The organism is Streptomyces sp. NPDC005955 (assembly GCF_042871255.1).
Taxonomy (GTDB): domain Bacteria; phylum Actinomycetota; class Actinomycetes; order Streptomycetales; family Streptomycetaceae; genus Streptomyces.
The window spans coordinates 177,298-195,604 of sequence record NZ_JBIAIF010000010.1 but is presented as its reverse complement, the minus strand read 5'-3'; the positions used below and the strand labels follow the sequence as shown (position 1 = coordinate 195,604).

The 18,307-nt window shown below is 74.5% G+C and carries 16 protein-coding genes; 14 read left to right on the top strand and 2 right to left on the bottom strand.

Features of this window, described 5'->3' with window-relative positions:
- Positions 1–202: 202 nt before the first annotated feature.
- From ACFYOU_RS23675 to ACFYOU_RS23665, 3 genes are all read left to right on the top strand, one after another.
- Positions 203–1,195, top strand: a complete 993-nt coding sequence (locus ACFYOU_RS23675; protein ID WP_391308245.1) for a DUF5819 family protein — start codon at positions 203–205, stop codon at positions 1,193–1,195.
- The gene (locus ACFYOU_RS23670) at positions 1,192–2,580 is read left to right on the top strand and encodes an HTTM domain-containing protein (protein WP_391308243.1); all 1,389 of its coding nucleotides are present in this window, start codon (positions 1,192–1,194) and stop codon (positions 2,578–2,580) included. The genes ACFYOU_RS23675 and ACFYOU_RS23670 overlap by 4 nt, the downstream gene beginning before the upstream one ends.
- Positions 2,581–2,685: 105 nt before the next feature.
- The gene (locus ACFYOU_RS23665) at positions 2,686–3,477 is read left to right on the top strand and encodes a TrmH family RNA methyltransferase (protein ID WP_391308241.1); all 792 of its coding nucleotides are present in this window, start codon (positions 2,686–2,688) and stop codon (positions 3,475–3,477) included.
- 31 nt (positions 3,478–3,508) lie between these two features.
- Here ACFYOU_RS23665 and paaN read toward each other — a convergent pair whose 3' ends face one another.
- Positions 3,509–5,200, bottom strand: coding sequence for a phenylacetic acid degradation protein PaaN (gene paaN, locus ACFYOU_RS23660; protein WP_391308239.1), 1,692 nt, complete (start codon positions 5,198–5,200; stop codon positions 3,509–3,511).
- A gap of 146 nt (positions 5,201–5,346) precedes the next feature.
- On the opposite strand from paaN, the gene ACFYOU_RS23655 reads away from it, so the two are divergent.
- On the top strand, positions 5,347–6,861 hold the full coding sequence (locus ACFYOU_RS23655; protein WP_389763996.1) for a 3-hydroxyacyl-CoA dehydrogenase: 1,515 nt from the start codon (positions 5,347–5,349) through the stop codon (positions 6,859–6,861).
- On the top strand, positions 6,858–7,448 hold the full coding sequence (locus ACFYOU_RS23650; RefSeq protein ID WP_389763993.1) for a TetR/AcrR family transcriptional regulator: 591 nt from the start codon (positions 6,858–6,860) through the stop codon (positions 7,446–7,448). The genes ACFYOU_RS23655 and ACFYOU_RS23650 overlap by 4 nt, the downstream gene beginning before the upstream one ends.
- 14 nt (positions 7,449–7,462) lie before the next feature.
- Here ACFYOU_RS23650 and ACFYOU_RS23645 read toward each other — a convergent pair whose 3' ends face one another.
- Positions 7,463–8,008, bottom strand: a complete 546-nt coding sequence (locus ACFYOU_RS23645) for an Lrp/AsnC family transcriptional regulator (RefSeq protein WP_389763991.1) — start codon at positions 8,006–8,008, stop codon at positions 7,463–7,465.
- A gap of 210 nt (positions 8,009–8,218) precedes the next feature.
- Here ACFYOU_RS23645 and pdhA point away from each other — a divergent pair, with 210 nt between their 5' ends.
- The 9 genes from pdhA to ACFYOU_RS23600 all read left to right on the top strand — a co-directional run bounded on the left by pdhA (position 8,219) and on the right by ACFYOU_RS23600 (position 18,126).
- Complete coding sequence (gene pdhA / locus ACFYOU_RS23640; RefSeq protein WP_391308360.1) at positions 8,219–9,427, top strand: pyruvate dehydrogenase (acetyl-transferring) E1 component subunit alpha; 1,209 nt, start codon at positions 8,219–8,221, stop codon at positions 9,425–9,427.
- On the top strand, positions 9,424–10,431 hold the full coding sequence (locus ACFYOU_RS23635; RefSeq protein WP_391308236.1) for a transketolase C-terminal domain-containing protein: 1,008 nt from the start codon (positions 9,424–9,426) through the stop codon (positions 10,429–10,431). The genes pdhA and ACFYOU_RS23635 overlap by 4 nt, the downstream gene beginning before the upstream one ends.
- Positions 10,431–11,981, top strand: coding sequence for a 2-oxo acid dehydrogenase subunit E2 (locus ACFYOU_RS23630; RefSeq protein ID WP_391308235.1), 1,551 nt, complete (start codon positions 10,431–10,433; stop codon positions 11,979–11,981). Before ACFYOU_RS23635 ends, ACFYOU_RS23630 begins: the two co-directional genes overlap by 1 nt.
- A gap of 58 nt (positions 11,982–12,039) precedes the next feature.
- Complete coding sequence (locus ACFYOU_RS23625; RefSeq protein ID WP_391308234.1) at positions 12,040–12,984, top strand: NTP transferase domain-containing protein; 945 nt, start codon at positions 12,040–12,042, stop codon at positions 12,982–12,984.
- Positions 12,981–14,462, top strand: a complete 1,482-nt coding sequence (locus ACFYOU_RS23620; protein WP_391308233.1) for a molybdopterin-binding protein — start codon at positions 12,981–12,983, stop codon at positions 14,460–14,462. Before ACFYOU_RS23625 ends, ACFYOU_RS23620 begins: the two co-directional genes overlap by 4 nt.
- Positions 14,450–15,532, top strand: a complete 1,083-nt coding sequence (locus ACFYOU_RS23615) for a potassium channel family protein (protein WP_389763979.1) — start codon at positions 14,450–14,452, stop codon at positions 15,530–15,532. The genes ACFYOU_RS23620 and ACFYOU_RS23615 overlap by 13 nt, the downstream gene beginning before the upstream one ends.
- A 9-nt stretch (positions 15,533–15,541) precedes the next feature.
- Entirely contained in the window at positions 15,542–16,519 is a 978-nt protein-coding gene (locus ACFYOU_RS23610) for a zinc-binding dehydrogenase (RefSeq protein WP_391308231.1), read from the top strand.
- Between the two features lie 109 nt (positions 16,520–16,628).
- The gene (locus ACFYOU_RS23605) at positions 16,629–17,447 is read left to right on the top strand and encodes a hypothetical protein (protein WP_391308229.1); all 819 of its coding nucleotides are present in this window, start codon (positions 16,629–16,631) and stop codon (positions 17,445–17,447) included.
- A gap of 145 nt (positions 17,448–17,592) precedes the next feature.
- On the top strand, positions 17,593–18,126 hold the full coding sequence (locus ACFYOU_RS23600; protein WP_385489130.1) for a bacterial proteasome activator family protein: 534 nt from the start codon (positions 17,593–17,595) through the stop codon (positions 18,124–18,126).
- The last annotated feature ends 181 nt before the right edge of the window (positions 18,127–18,307 follow it).

Here is an 18,307-nt window from a genome sequence, read left to right as displayed (position 1 = left end):
GTCGGCCGCGGACCCGTCGGCCGCGGACCCGTCGGCACGGGAGTTGCCTTCCGCGGACGGTCCGGCCGCGGGCCCGTCGCCCGCCGGTCCGCCGGTCGGGGACCTGTCCGTTGTGGGTGCGGTGGTCGGTGGTCCGTCGGCTGTGGACGCGCTATCGGTGAACCCGTCGGTCGGGGACGGGTCGGCTCGGGGACCGTCTTCCGTGGACGAGCCGGCTGCGGGCCCGTCGCCCGCCAGTGCCTCGTCCGTGCGTGGGCAGGCCGCGGGCGAGCCGGTCAGCGGGCCGTCGGTCGGCGACGGGGCGGGGGGGAAACCGTCGGCCGCAGGTGGTACGTCCGGGTGGCCGCTTGTCCGGGGCCTGCCGGCTGCGGGAACGTCGGCGGCCGGCCCGCAGCCCGGGCCCGTACGGGCCGAGGGTGCGTCGGCCACGGGCGGGGCGGACACCGGGGAGCCGACGGGCGGCGGACCACCTGCCGGGAACCCGCCCGCGACGTCGCGGGCGGGGATAGCGGGGCTGCCCCTGGGGCAGCAACTCACCGCCGCGCTCGCCCTCGCGCTGGCCGCCCTCGCCGTCGCCGCGCACCTCGGGCTGTCGTTCCTGCACGTCGCGCCGTCGAACACGATGAGCAAGCAGTACGCCGACGCCATCGACGCGTGGATCTACCCCGAGTTCGAACAGAACTGGAAGCTGTTCGCCCCGAACCCCTTGCAGCAGAACGTGGCCGTGCACGCGCGCGCACAGGTGCGCGGCGAGGACGGTCAGCGTCGCACCACCGACTGGATCGACCTCTCCGCGCTCGACGGCGAGGCCATCGAGGGCAACCTGCTGCCCAGCCACACCGAGCAGAACGAACTGCGCCGCGCCTGGGACTTCTTCGTCGGTTCGCACGACGCCCAGAACCAGCCCAACGGACTGCGCGGCACCCTCTCCGGGGAGTACGTGCGCCGCATCGTCGTGATGCGGCTCGAACGGCTCCAGGACGAGGAGCGCGACGGCCGGGGCGGCACCGTCGAAAGGATCCAGGTGCGCGCCGCCACCACCAACGTCGCACCACCGTCGTGGAGCGGTGAGACCGTCGATCTGAACCCGAGCTACCGGCAGTTGCCGTGGTGGTCGGTGACCGAGGACGACAGGCCGTTGGACGCCGCGGGCGACACCCGGGCGCGGTCCGACCGTACGGAGGAGACCCCGTGAGTGGGACCGGTAGCGCGCTCGCGCGCGGCATCGACCGGGTCACGGGCAGCGCCCTCGGCCCCCATCAGACGGCGATCGTCCGGATCGGGTTCTCGCTCACCTGGCTGCTGTTCCTGCTGTGGGAACTCCCGCACCGCCACCAGCTGTACGGACCCGACGGGCCGTGGAGCTGGAGCATGGCCCGGGACTGGACCGCCGACAACGGTGCGTTCACGGCCCTGATGTGGTTCGACGGCGACCTCTGGTTCGAGCTCGTCTACGGGCTCGCCGTGCTGTCCAGTGCGTTGCTGCTGCTGGGCTGGCGCACCCGCACCATGTCCGTGCTGTTCATGATCGGCGTGTTGTCGCTCCAGAACCGCAGCGTCTTCATAGGGGACGGCGGGGACAACGTCATCCATCTGATGGCGCTCTACCTGGTGCTCACCCGCTGCGGGCAGGTGTGGTCCCTGGACGCCCGTCGCGAGCGGCGGTCGTCCGCGGCGCTCGCCCGGGGCGAACGGGTCCGTGAGGACCGGGTGGGTCCGGTCCTGTGGTGGGTGCTGGGCGTCGCGCTGTCCGCCCTCACGTTCAGCGGCGAGCTCGGGTGGGTCTGGCTGGTCTTCTTCTGGGGCCTGTGGCTCGGGCTGGCCCTGTGGTGGGCCTTCGACCGGAAGGGGCCCGACCGGCTGAACCCGAACCGCCGGCTGCTGGACGTCCTCGCCAACGTCGTCCACAACGCCGGACTGTTCGTGATCATGGCGGAGGCGTGTCTGATCTACGCCACCGCCGGCTGGTACAAGGTGCAGGGCTCGCGCTGGCAGGACGGCACGGCGGTCTACTACCCCTTGCACCTCGACTACTTCTCGCCCTGGCCGGCGCTCTCCGACCTGATGACGCAGTCCGGCACGTTCGTCATGCTGGTCACCTACGGCACGGTCATCGTGCAGGTCGCCTTCCCCTTCACGCTGTTCAACCGCAAGGTCAAGAACGTCCTGCTCGCGGTCATGATCATGGAGCACTCGGTGATCGCGGTGACCCTGGGGCTGCCGTTCTTCTCCCTCGCCATGATCGCCGCGGACGCCGTCTTCCTGCCGACCTCGTTCCTGCGGCGGCTCGGCCGCGCGGTGACCCGGCTGTGGGAGCGGGTGCTCGGGGTGTTCCGCCGGGGCAAGGCGCCCGGGGCGCGGGGCCGGGACGACGCACCGGGTGCCGAGCCCGAGCCCGAAGCCGAAACCGGAGCCGACCCCGTACCGGTTGCCGTGCCGGGGCAGCGGGCCGGGGAGTCGGGGCGTCCCGTACCGGCGGAGCCCGTGGGGGTCGGCGGGGACGGGCCCGTGCGCCTCGGCAAGGACCCGGCCCCGGACCTGCCCGGGGACGGTGCGCCGCCGGTGGGGAGCCCGCGGTAGCCGGGGGAGCCGGCGCCGTGGTCGTGGCGGGCCCGCGGTGGTCGTCGTCGTCCGCCCGGGGCCGGGCCGCCGGGCGGTGCCCCGGGCGCACGTAGGCTGACCGGCATGAACCCGACGGGAGCCCAGCACACCGGCGACGCCGACCGGGCGGTGAGCGCCTGGCGGGGGCTCGCCGACGGTGCCGTGCTGCTCGACGGGTTCCACGCCGTCAAGCACGCCCTGCGCTTCGCGGCGCGGGTGCCGCTGGCCCTGGCCGCCGACCGGGCCGCGGTGCTCGCCCTCGCGGACGAACTGGCGCCCGACGTGGTGGCGCCGCTCGACGCGCTCCTGGTGGAGGTGCCCGAGGCGGACCTGCGCGCCCTGGTGCCCCGGCTCCACCCCACCGGCGTGGCCGCGCTGGCGGTGCGCCCGGCCCGGGACCGCAACCTCGCCGCCCTGGCCCGGCGGCCCCGCACCACCCCCGTCATCGTGCTCGACCAGCCGCGCAACCTCGGCAACGCCGGAGCCGTGATCCGGCTCGCCGCGGGTTTCGGGGCGACCGGGGTGGTCACCACGGGCACCCTGGACCCCTGGCACCCCACGGTGGTGCGCGGTGGCGCCGGGCTCCACTTCGCCACCGCAGTGGAGCGCGTGGAGGAGGTCGCCGACCTGCCCGAGGGGCCCCTGTTCGCCCTGGACGCCGAGGGCGAGGACATCCGGGGCGTCGTCCTGCCGGACGACGCCGTCCTCGCCTTCGGCTCCGAACGCAGCGGGCTGTCCGCCCCGTTGCGGGCCCGGGCCGACCGCTTGCTGTCGCTTCCGATGAACCCGCGGGTCTCCAGCTACAACCTCGCGACCAGCGTGGCCATGGCGTTGTTCCACTGGTCGGCCCGGCAGGGAGCCCCGGCCGGCCCCTGAGCACCCGCCGCAAGGGGCGGCGGGGGAGGCGTCAGACCGTGCCCCGCACCTCCACCACCCGGAAGCGGTTGGCCACGAACGCCCCGTCGCACAGGGCCGCGTTCGCCGCGGGGTTGCCGCCCGAACCGTGGAAGTCGGAGAAGGCGGCCGTCTGGTTGACGTACACCCCGCCGGTGAGGTTGAGGGAGAGCTGCGCGGACTCCTCCAGACAGACCTCCTCGACGTCGCGGGCCACCTCCGGCGAGGTGGTGTACGCCCCGACCGTCATCGCGCCCTTCTCGCGCACGGTGCGGCGCAGCAGTTCCAGGGAGGCGGCCGTCGAATCGGTGGCCACGACGAAGGACACCGGGCCGAAGCACTCGCTGAGGTACGCGGCCCCGTCGTCCGGCTCGCCGCCGTCCAGCGTGACGATGCTCGGGGTGCGGACCACGGCGTCCGGGTACTCGGGATGGGTGAGCGCCCGGGAGGCGAGGGCCACCTCGCCCAGCTCCGGGGCGGCTTCGAGACGGGCCCGTACCGCCGGGTTGACCAGGGCCCCCAGCAGGGCGTTGGCCCGGGCGTCGTCGCCGAGGAGGCCGTCGACGGCGGCCGACAGGTCGGCCACCACCTCCGCGTAGGTCTTGGGGCCCGCGTCGGTGCTGATGCCCTCGCGGGGGATCAGCAGGTTCTGCGGGGTGGTGCACATCTGGCCGCTGTACAGGGACAGCGAGAAGGCCAGGTTGGACAGCATGCCCCGGTAGTCGTCGGTGGAGTCGATGACGACGGTGTTGACGCCCGCCTTCTCCGTGTACACCTGGGCCTGCCGGGCGTGCGCCTCCAGCCAGTCGCCGAACTCCGTGGACCCCGTGTAGTCGATGATCCTGACCTCGGGGCGCAGGGCCAGGGTCTTCGCCAGGCCCTCGCCGGGGCGTTCGGCGGCGAGCGCGACGAGGTTCGGGTCGAAGCCCGCGTCGGCGAGGACCTCGCGGGCCACCTGCACGGTGAGCGCCAGCGGCAGCACCGCGCGCGGATGGGGTTTGACGAGGACGGCGTTGCCCGTGGCGAGCGAGGCGAACAGGCCCGGATAGCCGTTCCAGGTGGGGAAGGTGTTGCAGCCGATCACCAGGGCGACCCCGCGGCCCACCGGGGTGAACCGCTTGGCGAGGGTCAGCGGCTCCCGCTTGCCCTGGGGTTTGGTCCACTCGGCGGACCCCGGGGTGCGGACCTGCTCGGCGTAGGCGTAGGCGACCGCTTCGAGACCGCGGTCCTGGGCGTGCGGGCCGCCCGCCTGGAAGGCCATCAGGAACGCCTGCCCGCTGGTGTGCATGACGGCGTGCGCGAACTCGTGGGTGCGGGCGTTGATCCGGGCGAGGACCTCCAGACAGACCGCGGCGCGCAGCTCGGGGCCGGCCGCCCGCCAGGCCGGCAGGGCGCTGCGCATCGCGGGGACCAGGACGTCCGGGTCCGGGTGGGGGTAGCTGACGTCCAGCGCCGGGCCGTAGGGCGAGGTCTCGCCGCCCACCCAGTCGTCGGTGCCGGGCTGGTCGAGGTCGAGCCGGGTGCCGAGGACGGCGTCGAAGGCCGCCCGGCCCTCCGGCGGGCCCAGGCTGCCGTTCTCGCCGTACGCCTTGGGGTGCTCGGGGTGCGGGGACCAGTACGCGCGGGTGGCGATCGCTTCCAGGGCCCGGTCCAGCACGGGCCGGTGGGCGGCGATCAGCGGGTGCGCGGTGGGTGCGGCGGACATGGACCAACTCCTCCTCGGGCCGGGTCCCGGTGGGGCCGGCGAGCTGGGCAGGAACGGGCGGACAGAGCTAGAGTAACCGAACGATCGGTCGGTACAAGGGGGTCCGGCGAAGCTGTGGACAACCTCGTGAGGGAGGATCTGCCAGCATGACAGCAATCGACCTCAGCAGCCCCGTGGCCGTGGTGGGTGCCGGCACCATGGGGCAGGGCATCGCCCAGGTCGCGTTGACCGCCGGGCACCCCGTGCGCCTCCACGACGCCGCACCGGGCCGGGCCGCGTCCGCCGCGGCGGCGATCGGCGGCCGGTTGGACCGGCTGGTGGCCAAGGGCCGGCTCGGCGCCGCCGAGCGGGACGCGGCACTGGCCCGGCTGGAGCCCGTCGACGCGCTCGCCGAGCTCGCCGGCTCGGAACTGGTGGTCGAAGCCGTGCTGGAACGGCTGGACGTCAAACAGCGGCTGCTGGCCGAGCTCGAAGACGTCGTCGACGACGACTGCCTGCTCGCCACCAACACCTCGTCCCTCTCCGTGACCGCCGTCGCCGGGGCGCTGCGGGTGCCGGGGCGCTGCGTGGGCCTGCACTTCTTCAACCCGGCGCCGTTGCTCCCGCTGGTGGAGGTGGTCTCCGGGTCCGCCACCGACTTCTCGTCCGCCACCCGGGCGTACGAACTGGCCCGCGGCTGGGGCAAGACCCCGGTGGCCTGCGCGGACACCCCCGGGTTCATCGTCAACCGGATCGCCCGGCCCTTCTACGCCGAGGCGTTCGCCGTCCACGAGTACCAGGGCGCCGACCCGGCCACCATCGACGCGGTGCTGCGCGAGAGCGGCGGCTTCCGGATGGGCGCCTTCGAACTCACCGACCTGATCGGGCAGGACGTCAACGAGGCCGTCACCCACGCGGTGTGGGAGGCGTTCTTCCGGGACGTGAAGTTCGCCCCGTCGCTCGCCCAGCGGCGCCTGGTCGAATCGGGCGCCCTCGGCCGCAAGTCGGGCCGCGGCTGGTACGCGTACGGGGACGGGGCCGAACAGCCCGAGCCCCACACGGCGGACCCGGCCCCCGCGCCCGCGCACGTGGTCGTCGAGGGCGACCTCGGGCCCGCCGGCGCGCTCCTGGACCTGATACGCGGGGCGGGCATCCCCGTACGCGAGGAGGACGAGGACCACGGCACCCGGTTGATCCTGCCCGGCGGCGGTCAACTCGCCCTGGCCGACGGACAGACCTCCGTGGAGTTCCGGGACGTCGTCTACTTCGACCTCGCCCTCGACTACCGCGCGGCGACCCGGATCGCGCTGGCCGCCTCCCAGGACACCGCGCCGCGCACCCTGCGGGAGGCCACCGGGCTGTTCCAGGCGCTGGGCAAGGACGTGAGCGTCATCGGGGACGTGCCCGGGATGATCGTCGCCCGCACGGTGGCCCGCTTGATCGACCTCGCGATGGACGCCGTGGCCCGGGGCGTCGCCACCGAGGAGGACGTCGACACCGCCATGCGACTCGGCGTCAACTACCCGCTGGGGCCCTTCGAGTGGAGCCGTCGGCTCGGCCGGAGCTGGGCCCACTCGCTCCTGGACGACCTGCACCTGCGCGACCCTTCGGGACGCTACGCCCCTTCGCTGGCGCTCTACCGCCACGCCTACGCCTCCGAGAAGCGGGAGCCCGCCTCATGACCGCCGTGAAGCGCGACACGTACACCCCCGAGTCCCTGCTGGCCGTGGCGGTGACCGTCTTCAACGAGCGGGGCTACGACGGCACCTCCATGGAGCACCTGTCCAAGGCGGCGGGGATCTCCAAATCGTCCATCTACCACCACGTGACCGGCAAGGAAGAGCTGCTGAAGCGGGCCGTCAGCCGGGCCCTGGACCGCCTGTTCGGCATCCTCGACGAGGAACGCGCGCGCGGGGGGCGCGCGGTGGAGCGCCTGGAGCACGTCACCCGGCGCATGGTCCAGGTGCTGATGGACGAACTGCCGTACGTGACGCTGCTGCTGCGGGTGCGCGGCAACACGGACACCGAACGGTGGGCCCTGGAGCGCCGCCGGGAGTTCGACCACCGGGTGTCCGAGCTGCTGCGGGCCGCCGCGGCCGACGGGGACGTGCGCGGGGACGTCGACGTCAGGCTGGCCACCCGGCTGGTCTTCGGGATGATCAACTCGATCGTGGAGTGGTACCGGCCGGACGGCCGCGGCCACGGCGACCAGGAGGTCTGCGAGGCCGTCGTCCGCCTGGTCTTCGAGGGCCTGCGCCACGAACCCTGACGGACCCGCAGCGGTCACGGCTCGGGGTCGAGGTGGTCCTCCTCGAACACCAGCAGGGTCCGGGTGCTCAGCACCTCGGGGATGGCCTGGAGCCGGGTGAGGACCAGTTCGCGCAGCGCCCGGTTGTCGGCCGAGTGGACCAGCAGCAGCACGTCGAAGTCACCGCTGACCAGGGCGATGTGTGCGGCCCCCGGCAGCGCGCGCAACTGCTCGCGGACCGTGCGCCAGGAGTTCTGGACGATCTTCAGCGTGATGTACGCGGACGCCCCCTGCCCCGCCCGTTCGTGGTCGACGCGGGCGCCGAAGCCCCGGATGACCCCGTCGTCGATGAGCCGGTTGATGCGCGCGTAGGCGTTGGCCCGGGAGACGTGGACCCGCTCGGCGACCGACCGTATCGAGGCGCGTCCGTCGGCCTGGAGGATCTGGAGGATGTCCCGGTCGATCGCGTCCAGGGGGCGGGCCGGCAACTCGGGGAGCGCGAACGGGGTGCCGCCGAGGTTCCCCGGATCTTCGGTCCCGCCCTCGCCCTCGGGCCCGTCGACCATTCGTTCAGGTGCCATGTCCCCCCGCCTCCCTACCATGGACGTACTGCGTCCATCCCAGGCTGTGGAGAACCGTTTGTCCACAGCCCGGGACGGCCTGTAGCCAGAATGTGCCGCAGACCGAACAATCGGTAGGTGAGGCGCGCACCCCGTCGGCGCCTCAGCCGCTCCCCCGAGGAGCCCCGTCGACGAGGAGGTGCACGTGTGAAGAGGCACAGCACACCGGTCATGGACCAGCACGGGACGTACGTCCCCACCCCGCCCCCCGCTTGGACCCCGCGCACCGACCCCGCCCCGCTGCTGCCCGACGCCGAGCCGTACCGGGTGCTCGGCACCCCGGCGGCCCGTCGCACGGACGCGGCGCTGCTGCGCACGCTCCACGCCCAGCTGGTCAGGGGCCGCCGCTACAACACCCAGGCGACCGCGCTGACCAAGCAGGGCCGGCTCGCCGTCTATCCGTCGAGCACCGGTCAGGAGGCGTGCGAGATCGCCGCGGCCCTCGCCCTCGAAGAGCGCGACTGGCTGTTCCCCAGCTACCGCGACACGCTCGCCGTGATCGCCCGGGGCGTCGACCCGGTGGAGACGCTGACCCTGCTGCGCGGCGACTGGCACACCGGCTACGACCCCCACGCGCACCGGGTCGCACCGCTCAGCACGCCCCTCGCGACCCAACTGCCGCACGCCGTGGGCCTGGCGCACGCGGCCCGGCTCAAGGGCGACGACGTGGTGGCGCTGGCGATGGTCGGCGACGGCGGCACCAGCGAGGGCGACTTCCACGAGGCCCTGAACTTCGCCGCGGTCTGGGGCGTCCCGGTCGTCTTCCTGGTCCAGAACAACGGCTTCGCGATCTCCGTGCCGCTGGCCAAGCAGACCGCCGCCCCCTCCCTGGCGCACAAGGCCGTCGGGTACGGGATGCGCGGCCGACTGGTGGACGGCAACGACGTGCTCGCCGTGCACGAGGTCCTCACCGAGGCGGTCGCCCGGGCGCGGAACGGGGAGGGGCCGACCCTGGTGGAGGCCATCACGTACCGCGTCGAGCCGCACACCAACGCCGATGACGCGGGCCGCTACCGCGCGGCCTCCGACGTCGACGTCTGGCGCGCCCACGACCCCGTCGACCTGGTCGAGGCGGAGCTGACCGCGCGCGGACTGCTCGACGAGGACGCCCTGCGGGCCGTCCGCGAGGACGCCGAGGAGATGGCGGCCGAGCTGCGGGCCCGGATGAACCGGGAGCCCGCACTCGACCCGATGGACCTGTTCGCGCACGTCTACGGGGAGCCGACCCCCCAGCTGCGCGAACAGGCGGCCCAACTGCGCGCCGAGCTCGCCGCCGGCAACGACGGACCCGCCGCCGACACCGCCGGTACTGCCGGTACTGCCGGTACTGCTGGTACCGGCGGTCGGCACGGGTACGGGCACGAGGGGACCGCACGATGAGTGCCGCCGTCACCGCGAAACCCGCGACCATGGCCCAGGCCCTCGGGCGGGCCCTGCGGGACGCCCTGGCCGAGGACCCGGCCGTGCACGTCATGGGTGAGGACGTCGGCGCCCTCGGCGGGGTCTTCCGGATCACCGACGGCCTCGCCGCCGAGTTCGGCGAGGAACGCTGCGCGGACACCCCGCTCGCCGAGGCCGGCATCCTGGGCACCGCCGTCGGGATGGCCATGTACGGGCTGCGCCCCGTGGTGGAGATGCAGTTCGACGCGTTCGCCTACCCCGCGTTCGAACAGCTCGTCTCGCACGTCGCCCGGATGCGCAACCGCACCCGCGGCGCCATGCCGCTGCCGCTGACCGTCCGGGTGCCCTACGGCGGCGGCATCGGCGGCGTGGAGCACCACAGCGACTCCTCCGAGGCGTACTACATGGCCACGCCCGGACTGCACGTCGTGACCCCCGCGACCGTCGCCGACGCGTACGGGCTGCTGCGCGCCTCCATCGCCTCCGACGACCCGGTGCTCTTCCTGGAGCCCAAGCGGCTCTACTGGTCCAAGGCCGATTGGAACCCGGACCGCCCCGCAGCCGTTGACCCCCTGGGACGCGCGGTGGTGCGGCGCACGGGTCGCGACGCCACGCTCCTGACGTACGGGCCGTCCGTCCCCGTCTGCCTGGAGGCGGCCGAGGCGGCGACGGCGGAGGGCTGGGACCTGGAGGTGGTGGACCTGCGTTCGCTGGTGCCGTTCGACGACGCGACGGTCTGCGCATCCGTGCGCCGGACGGGTCGCGCCCTCGTGGTGCACGAGGCGAACGGCTTCGGCGGACCGGGCGGCGAGATCGCGGCGCGGGTCACCGAGCGCTGCTTCCATTACCTTGAGGCCCCAGTACTGCGTGTGGCCGGGTTCGACATCCCGTATCCGCCGCCGATGCTCGAACGGCACCACCTGCCGGGCGTCGACCGGATCCTGGATGCCGTGGCCCGGCTTCAGTGGGAGGCGGAGGGCTGATGGCACAGGTGCTGGAATTCACGTTGCCGGACCTAGGAGAAGGGCTGACGGAGGCGGAGATAGTCCGCTGGCTCGTCGAGGTCGGTGACGTCGTCGCCGTGGACCAACCGGTCGTCGAGGTGGAGACCGCCAAGGCGATGGTCGAGGTGCCCTGCCCGTACGGGGGCGTGGTCACCGCCCGCTTCGGCGAGGAGGGCACGGAACTGCCCGTCGGTGCTCCGCTGATCACCGTCGCGGTGGGCGCCGGGGCCACCGGGGCCGTCCCCGCGGACGCCCCGGACGGCACCGGCCCCCAGGGCACGGACGGCCCGCACGGCCCGCACGACACCGACCCGAGCGGCACCGCACGGACCACCGCAGGCTCCGCGGGTTCCCTCGGCTCCGCCGGCTCCCTCGGCGGTGCTCCCGCCGCGCCGGCGGCCGACACGACCTCGGGCAACGTGCTCGTCGGGTACGGCACGGGCGCGGCGCCCGCGCGCCGTCGCCGGGTCCGCCCCGGCGCCCTCGCCCCCGCCGGGTCCGCCCCGGTGCCCCTTCCGGCGGCGCGCGGCGAGGGACCGGTACCCGTGATCTCGCCGCTGGTGCGCAAGCTCGCCCGGGAGCACGGCATCGACCTCGCCGAACTGGCCGGTTCGGGACCCGACGGGCTCGTCCTCCGCGCGGACGTGGAGTACGCCCTCGCCGCGCGCACGCACCTGCGCGCCGTACCGGGCCAGGAACCGGCTCCCGCCGCGGGCATCCCCACTCCGCCGCGGTCCCCCGCCGCGCCGGCCCCGACCCGGGCGAGCGCCCCGGCGGCGCCCACGGCGGCGCCCGCCCCGGCATCCGCCGAACGCCGTGCGCCCGCCGTCGGTGCGTCTGGTGGCACGCGTATCCCCCTGCGGGGCGTGCGCGGCGCGGTCGCCGACAAACTGGCGCGCAGCCGTCGCGAGATACCCGAGGCGACCGTCTGGGTCGACGCCGACGCCACGGAGCTCCTGCGGGCGCGCACCGCGATGAACGCGGCGGGCGGGCCGCGGATCTCCCTGGTCGCCCTGTTGGCCCGGATCTGCGTGGCGGGACTCGCCCGGCACCCGGAACTGAACGCCACCGTCGACCCGGACGCCCGCGAGATCGTCCAGTTCGACGCCGTCCACCTGGGCTTCGCCGCGCAGACCCCGCGCGGGCTGGTCGTCCCCGTCGTCAAGGACGCCCACACCCGCGGTGCGGAGTCCCTGAGCGCCGAGGTCGCCCGACTCACCGACCGGGCCCGCGAGGGCGCCCTCGGCCCGGCGGAACTCACCGGCGGCACGTTCACCCTCAACAACTACGGCGTCTTCGGCGTCGACGGCTCCACACCGATCATCAACCATCCGGAAGCGGCCATGCTCGGTGTCGGCCGGATCATTCCGCGGCCCTGGGTCCACGAAGGGGAACTGGCGGTCCGCCAGGTCGTCGAGCTGACCCTGACCTTCGACCACCGGGTCTGCGACGGCGGTACGGCCGGCGGTTTCCTGCGGTACGTCGCCGACTGCGTGGAGCAGCCCGCGGTGCTGCTGCGCACCCTCTGAGCGCGCGGACCGAACCCCCCGGGGCGGCGCGGTCGTGGCCAACGCCCATACTCGGGGGATGACCGCGCACGACGGCGCGCACGACGCCGTGGTCCTCGCCGGCGGCGCCGCCCGCCGCCTCGACGGGGCCGACAAACCAGGGGTACGGGTGGGTGGCCGCACGCTGCTCGACCGGGTCCTCGCGGCCTGCGCGGGCGCCCGGACCACCGTGGTCGTCGCGGACCGGCGCCGCACCGAGCGCCCGGTGCGGTGGACCCGGGAGGAGCCCCCCGGACAGGGCCCCGTCGCGGCGCTCGACGTCGGGCTGCGCCAGGTCACCGCCCCGGTGACCGTCGTGCTCTCGGCGGACCTGCCGTTCCTCACCCCGGGCACCGTCCGGGACCTGGTCGCCGCGCTGGAGGCGGGAGCCGCCGGGGCCGTCCTGCTCACCGACGCCGACGGCCGCGTGCAGCCGCTGGTCGCCGCCTACCGGACGGAATCCCTGCGCCGGGCGCTCGACGCGCTCGTCGACCGCCACGGGAGCCTGGCCGGGCTGCCCCTGCGCGCCCTCGTTCCACTGCTGACGGTGACCACCCTCGCCGACCCCGTCGCCTCCTTCGACTGCGACACCTGGGAGGACATCGCCTCGGCACGGGCCCGGATCAGGGAGCATGGGCGCGTGCTGGACGAATGGATGACTGCGGTCAAGGACGAGCTGCGCCTCGACCTCGACGTCGACACCGCGCTGTTGCTGGACCTCGCCCGGGACGCCGCCCACGGGGTGGCGCGACCCGCGGCGCCCCTGACGACGTTCCTCGTCGGCTATGCGGCGGCACGGGCCGGCGGAGGGCCCGAGGCGGTCGCCGCGGCGGCCCGCCGAGCCGCGGAACTGGCCGCCCGTTGGGCGGCGGAGCCCCCTGAACCGCCCGCCGTCCCCGAACAGCCCGCCGCCGACCGGTCCGCTACCGACCGGTCCGCCACCGGGGCGCCGGCCGCCGAGACCGTCCGTCCGGACGCGCCATGACCACACCGCCACCGGACGACCATCTCGCCCTGTACGAGGCCCTGACCCGGCAGCCGCTGCTCCCCGATCCAGCGCCGCCGGAACCCGTACACCCCGAGGAACCCGGCCGCGTACGGGGGGAACGACATCCGCGAGCCACCGCCCCCGACGCCACCGCCCCCGACGTCACAGCCGGTGACGCCGCCGACCCGAGCACCCCCGTCCGTACCCGCTCCCGTACCGACTCCCCTACCCACGGCGGACCCCCGCACCCGATCGACCTCCACACCACCGCCTGGCCCGACGCACGACGCACCGCCGAGTCGGCGGGCACCACGGCCCGCCGGGCGCACTCCCCGGTCAGCGTTCCGCTGCACTCGGCCGCCGGCATGGTCCTCGCCACCCCGCTGACCGCCCTGACCGACCTTCCGCCGTTCGACACCTCCGCCATGGACGGCTGGGCGGTGTCCGGCCCCCCGCCCTGGACCGTCCGGGACGACGGACTCCTCGCCGGAACGGCACCGTCCCCGCACCTCAGCGACGGCGAAGCCGTACGGATCGCCACCGGCGCCCGCGTCCCCCCGGACACCACCGCCGTCGTCCGCACCGAACACGCCCGCACCGACCACCACGGACGGCTCCACCCCGACCGGGCGGTCCCCCAGGGCCAGGACATCCGCCCCCGCGCCCAGGAGTGCCGCCGGGACGACCCGCTGCTCCCGCCCGGGACCCTGGTGACCCCGGTCGTCGTCGGCCTGGCCGCCGCCGCCGGGTACGACGTGCTCACCGTGGTCCCCCGGCCCACCGTGGACGTCCTCGTCCTCGGCGACGAACTGCTGCACCGGGGACTCCCCCACGACGGCCTGATCCGCGATGCGCTCGGCCCGCTGCTGCCCCCGTGGCTCAGGGCGCTCGGCGCCGAGGTCACCACCGTCCGCCACCTCGGCGACGACGCGACCGGTCTGTACGGGGCCGTGGCCGGCTCCACCGCCGACCTGGTGGTCACCACCGGAGGAACCGCCGCGGGTCCGGTCGACCATGTGCACGCCGTTCTGGAACGACTCGGTGCGGTGCTCCTGGTGGACGGCGTGCGCGTGCGCCCCGGCCACCCGATGCTGCTCGCCCGGCTCGGCACCCCCACCCTCCGTACCCGGTTCCTGGTCGGTCTGCCCGGCAATCCGCTCGCCGCGGTGTCCGGTCTGCTGACCCTCGCCGAACCCCTGATCCGCACCCTGGCGGGACGCACCCCTCCGGAGCCCTACCCGGCACCGGTGGGGGACGAGGTGGCGGGACACCGGGACGACACCCGGCTCGTTCCCGTGGCCCTGCGTGCCGACACCGCCGTGCCGCTGCACTACACCGGACCGGCGATGCTGCGGGGGATCGCCGCGGCCGACGGCCTGGCAGTGGTACCGCCCGGGGGGGCCCGTGCGGGGCAGGAGTTGGAGATCCTCGACCTTCCCTGGTCCATGTCCGCACTTGGGGTGTGTTTCACGTGAAACTTCCAGGCCAAGACGCGATCGCGCGTCAGGCCGATGAACATCTGGTCACCGGGCGCATCAAGTTGCCCAAGCGGGTGGTCGAACGCCCGCTGCTCCAGGTGGCCAAGCGCGTGCTGATGGCGCTGCTGGTGCTCGTCAGCACGGCCCTCATCGTCTACTTCGACCGTGAGGGCTACGGAGACAACTCCGATGACTCGGTCGACCTGCTCGACGCGTTCTACTACGCCACCGTCACCCTCTCCACCACCGGGTACGGCGACATCACTCCGGTCAGCGACGGGGCGCGGCTCATCAACATCCTGGTCATCACCCCCCTGCGGGTGGTGTTCCTGATCATCCTGGTCGGTACGACCCTGGAGGTGCTCACCGAGCGCACCAGGGAGGAATGGCGGCTCAGCCGCTGGAGGTCCAACTTGCGTGACCACACCGTCGTCGTGGGCTTCGGCACCAAGGGGCGCTCGGCGGTCCAGACCGTTTGCGCGACGGGGCTGGGCAAGGACCAGGTGGTGATCGTCGACCCGAGCAGCAAGGTCATCGAGGCGGCCACCGCGGAAGGGTTCGTCGGGGTGATCGGTGACGCCACCCGCAGCGACGTCCTGTTGCGGGCCGAGTTGCAGAAGGCACGTCAGATCATCATCGCCACCCAACGCGACGACACGGCGGTGCTGGTGACGCTCACCGCCCGCCAGCTGAACCGTGCGGCGAAGATCGTGGCGGCGGTCCGCGAGGAGGAGAACGCACCCCTGCTGCGCCAGTCCGGCGCCGATGCGGTCATCACCAGCGCCAGCGCGGCCGGACGGCTGCTCGGCCTCTCGGTGCTCAGCCCCAGCGCGGGACGGGTCATGGAGGACCTGATCCACCAGGGCAGCGGCCTCGACATCGTGGAACGCCCGGTCATAAAGGCGGAGGTGGGACTCACCGCCCGGGAGACCGAGGACCTGGTGGTGAGCGTCGTCCGGGGACACCGGGTGCTCGGCTACGACGATCCCGCCATCGGCAAGCTCCAGTTGACCGACCGGCTCATCACCATCGCCCGGGCGTCGGCCCGGACCGGGGGGCCGCAGTAGCCTCGCGCCATGCATGCGATCAGTGTTGCCCAGGCCGGTGGTCCCGAAGTGCTCACCTGGGGGGAGGTGCCGGACCCTGTCCCCGCGGAGGGCGAGGTCCTGATCGAGGTGGTGGCCAGTGCCGTCAACCGGGCCGACCTGTTGCAGCGACGCGGTCTGTACGACCCGCCGCCCGGTGCCTCGCCCCACCCCGGGCTGGAGTGTTCCGGGCGGATCGCCGCCCTGGGGCCCGGGGTCGCGGGATGGTCCGTCGGCGACGAGGTGTGCGCCCTGCTGTCCGGCGGCGGTTACGCGGAGCAGGTCGTGGTGCCGGTCGGCCAACTGCTGCCGCGCCCCGGGGACCTCTCCCTGGTGGAGGCCGCCGCACTGCCCGAGGTCGCCTGCACGGTCTGGTCGAACCTGTTCATGGTCGCGCACCTGCGGCCCGCCGAAACGGTGCTGGTCCACGGCGGGGGCAGCGGGATCGGGACGCTCGCGATCCAACTCGCCAAGGCGGTGGGCGCACGGGTCGCCGTCACCGCGGGCAGCGCCGAGAAGCTGCGCCGCTGCGCCGAGCTGGGCGCGGACGTGCTGATCGACTACCGCGAGCAGGACTTCGTCGAGGAGGTCCGGCGGGCCACCGGGGGCGCGGGGGCCGATGTGGTGCTCGACATCGTCGGCGCCGCGTACCTGGAGCGGAACGTGCAGGTGCTGGCGGTGAACGGCCGGCTCGTGATCATCGGCTTGCAGGGCGGGGCGAAGGCCGAACTGAACCTCGGGGCGCTGCTGGCCAAGCGGGGAGCGGTCGCGGCGACCTCGTTGCGGGGGCGCCCCCCGGCGGAGAAGGCCACGATCGTCGCCGCGGTGCGGGAACACGTCTGGCCGCTGGTCGCGTCCGGACGGGTGCGGCCCGTCGTGGACCGGAGCCTGCCGATGCGGGACGCCGCGGCGGCGCACCGGGTGCTGGAGGACGGCGACAACATCGGCAAGGTGCTGCTCACCGTCTGACCGCGCGCTGCGGCCGGGCGCGCCCCGGACGGACCCTTCCGGGGTGCCGGCGCCGCGGGCCCGTGTGAGGGTGGGCCGCGGGGATGGCTCTGTCCGGAGGGCGGTCGCTGTGGCTGCGTGGCTGGGTGCGTTCGGCGGGACCGTCGCGGTCCTGACGGCGCTGTTCCTGGGGCCGGTGGGCTCCGGTCCGGCGCGCGCACTGGCACCCCCCGCCCCCTCCTTCGGATCCGCGGCGCCGACCGGTGGTGCCGCCGGCCCCTCCCGGGCCCAGAGCCCCGCCCCGGAGGGCGCCGGCGGTGGCGAGGACCGTCCGCGTCCGGTGCGGCCCCCGGACCAGCCGCCCCCGCGCGATCCGGCACCCCGCGACCCGGCCCCGCGCGATCCCGCCGGGACACCCGCCGTGCCGACGCCGGGCGGGCGCTCCGACGGTGCACCGGCCGGCACGCGCACCGGCCCCGGCGGCCACCCCGGCCCGGCGCACGCTTCCCCACCCGCGGCCGGGAGCCCCGCCGCGGCCCCCTCCCGCACCCGGGCCCCCGCCCCGGAGGAGTCCCGCGCCGGTAGCCGCCACGGGGAGGGGCGCCCCCGCCCCGGTCGGCCCGAGGACGAGCCGCCCCGGCGGGCCCCGCGCGCGGTGCCCACCCCGTCCACCGGTCCGTCGTGGCGGCCGGACGGACTCCACGACGGACCGGTGGACGGCCGTGGGGACCCCGACTTCGGGGCGGACCCCGGGGCGGCCGACCCCGGAGCGGACTCCGAGGCGGACTCCGAGGTCGGCGAGGCCGCCGGCCGGGCCATGGACGACGCGCCGCAGGTCCCGCCCACCCCTGCGCACGGGCCGGCCTCCGAGGTCCTCTCCCTGGGCAGCGGGCTGCTGCTGATGGGGCTGGGCCTCGGATACCTGGGCTGGCGGCTGCGGCGGTCCTGACGGCGACCGTGACCGCCGGACGGGGGGCCGGCACGGTGCGCGGCGCCCCCCGTCCGGCGGTGGCCCGCCCGGCCCCGACGGACGGAACGATCACGATCCACGGGGTACCACTCCGACGGGTGCTCCGGTGCGCGACAATGAGCCCATGGAGATGCCGAGGAACGAACGGTCGCCGGAGAGCCCCCAGGTCCTGGTCGTGGGCCAGGACGGAATGGCTCTCGGCGGCGGGGACGAGGACTCCCGCGAGGTGCCGGTGACGGAGATGGTGGAGCAGCCGGCCAAGGTCATGCGCATCGGCAGCATGATCAAGCAGCTCCTCGAAGAGGTGCGGGCCGCCCCCCTCGACGACGCGAGCCGGCAGCGCCTCAAGGAGATCCACGCCAGCTCCGTGAAGGAGCTGGAGGACGGGCTCGCCCCGGAGCTGGTGGACGAGCTGGAGCGGCTTTCGCTGCCCTTCACGGACGAGGCGACGCCGAGCGACGCGGAGCTGCGGATCGCCCAGGCCCAGTTGGTCGGTTGGCTGGAGGGCCTGTTCCACGGCATCCAGACCACGCTGTTCGCCCAGCAGATGGCGGCCCGCGCCCAGCTCGAACAGATGCGGCGGGCCCTGCCGCCGGGCGTCGGCGGCGACGAGGACCACGGCCACCCGGGCGGCCGGACGGGCGGCCCGTACCTGTAGGCCCGGTCGCGACGTGCGACGACGGGGCCGGCACGCCCCGTGTGGGGGCTGTCGGCCCGCCCCGCCCCCGTGATGCCCCGCCGAGCGTCGGCTCGGTGGGGCATCGTGCTGCGAAGCGGCGGGTGCGCGTGCGGGGCGGGCCCGCCACCTTCCCCCCGGCCCTGAGCCACGTGCCCCCGGC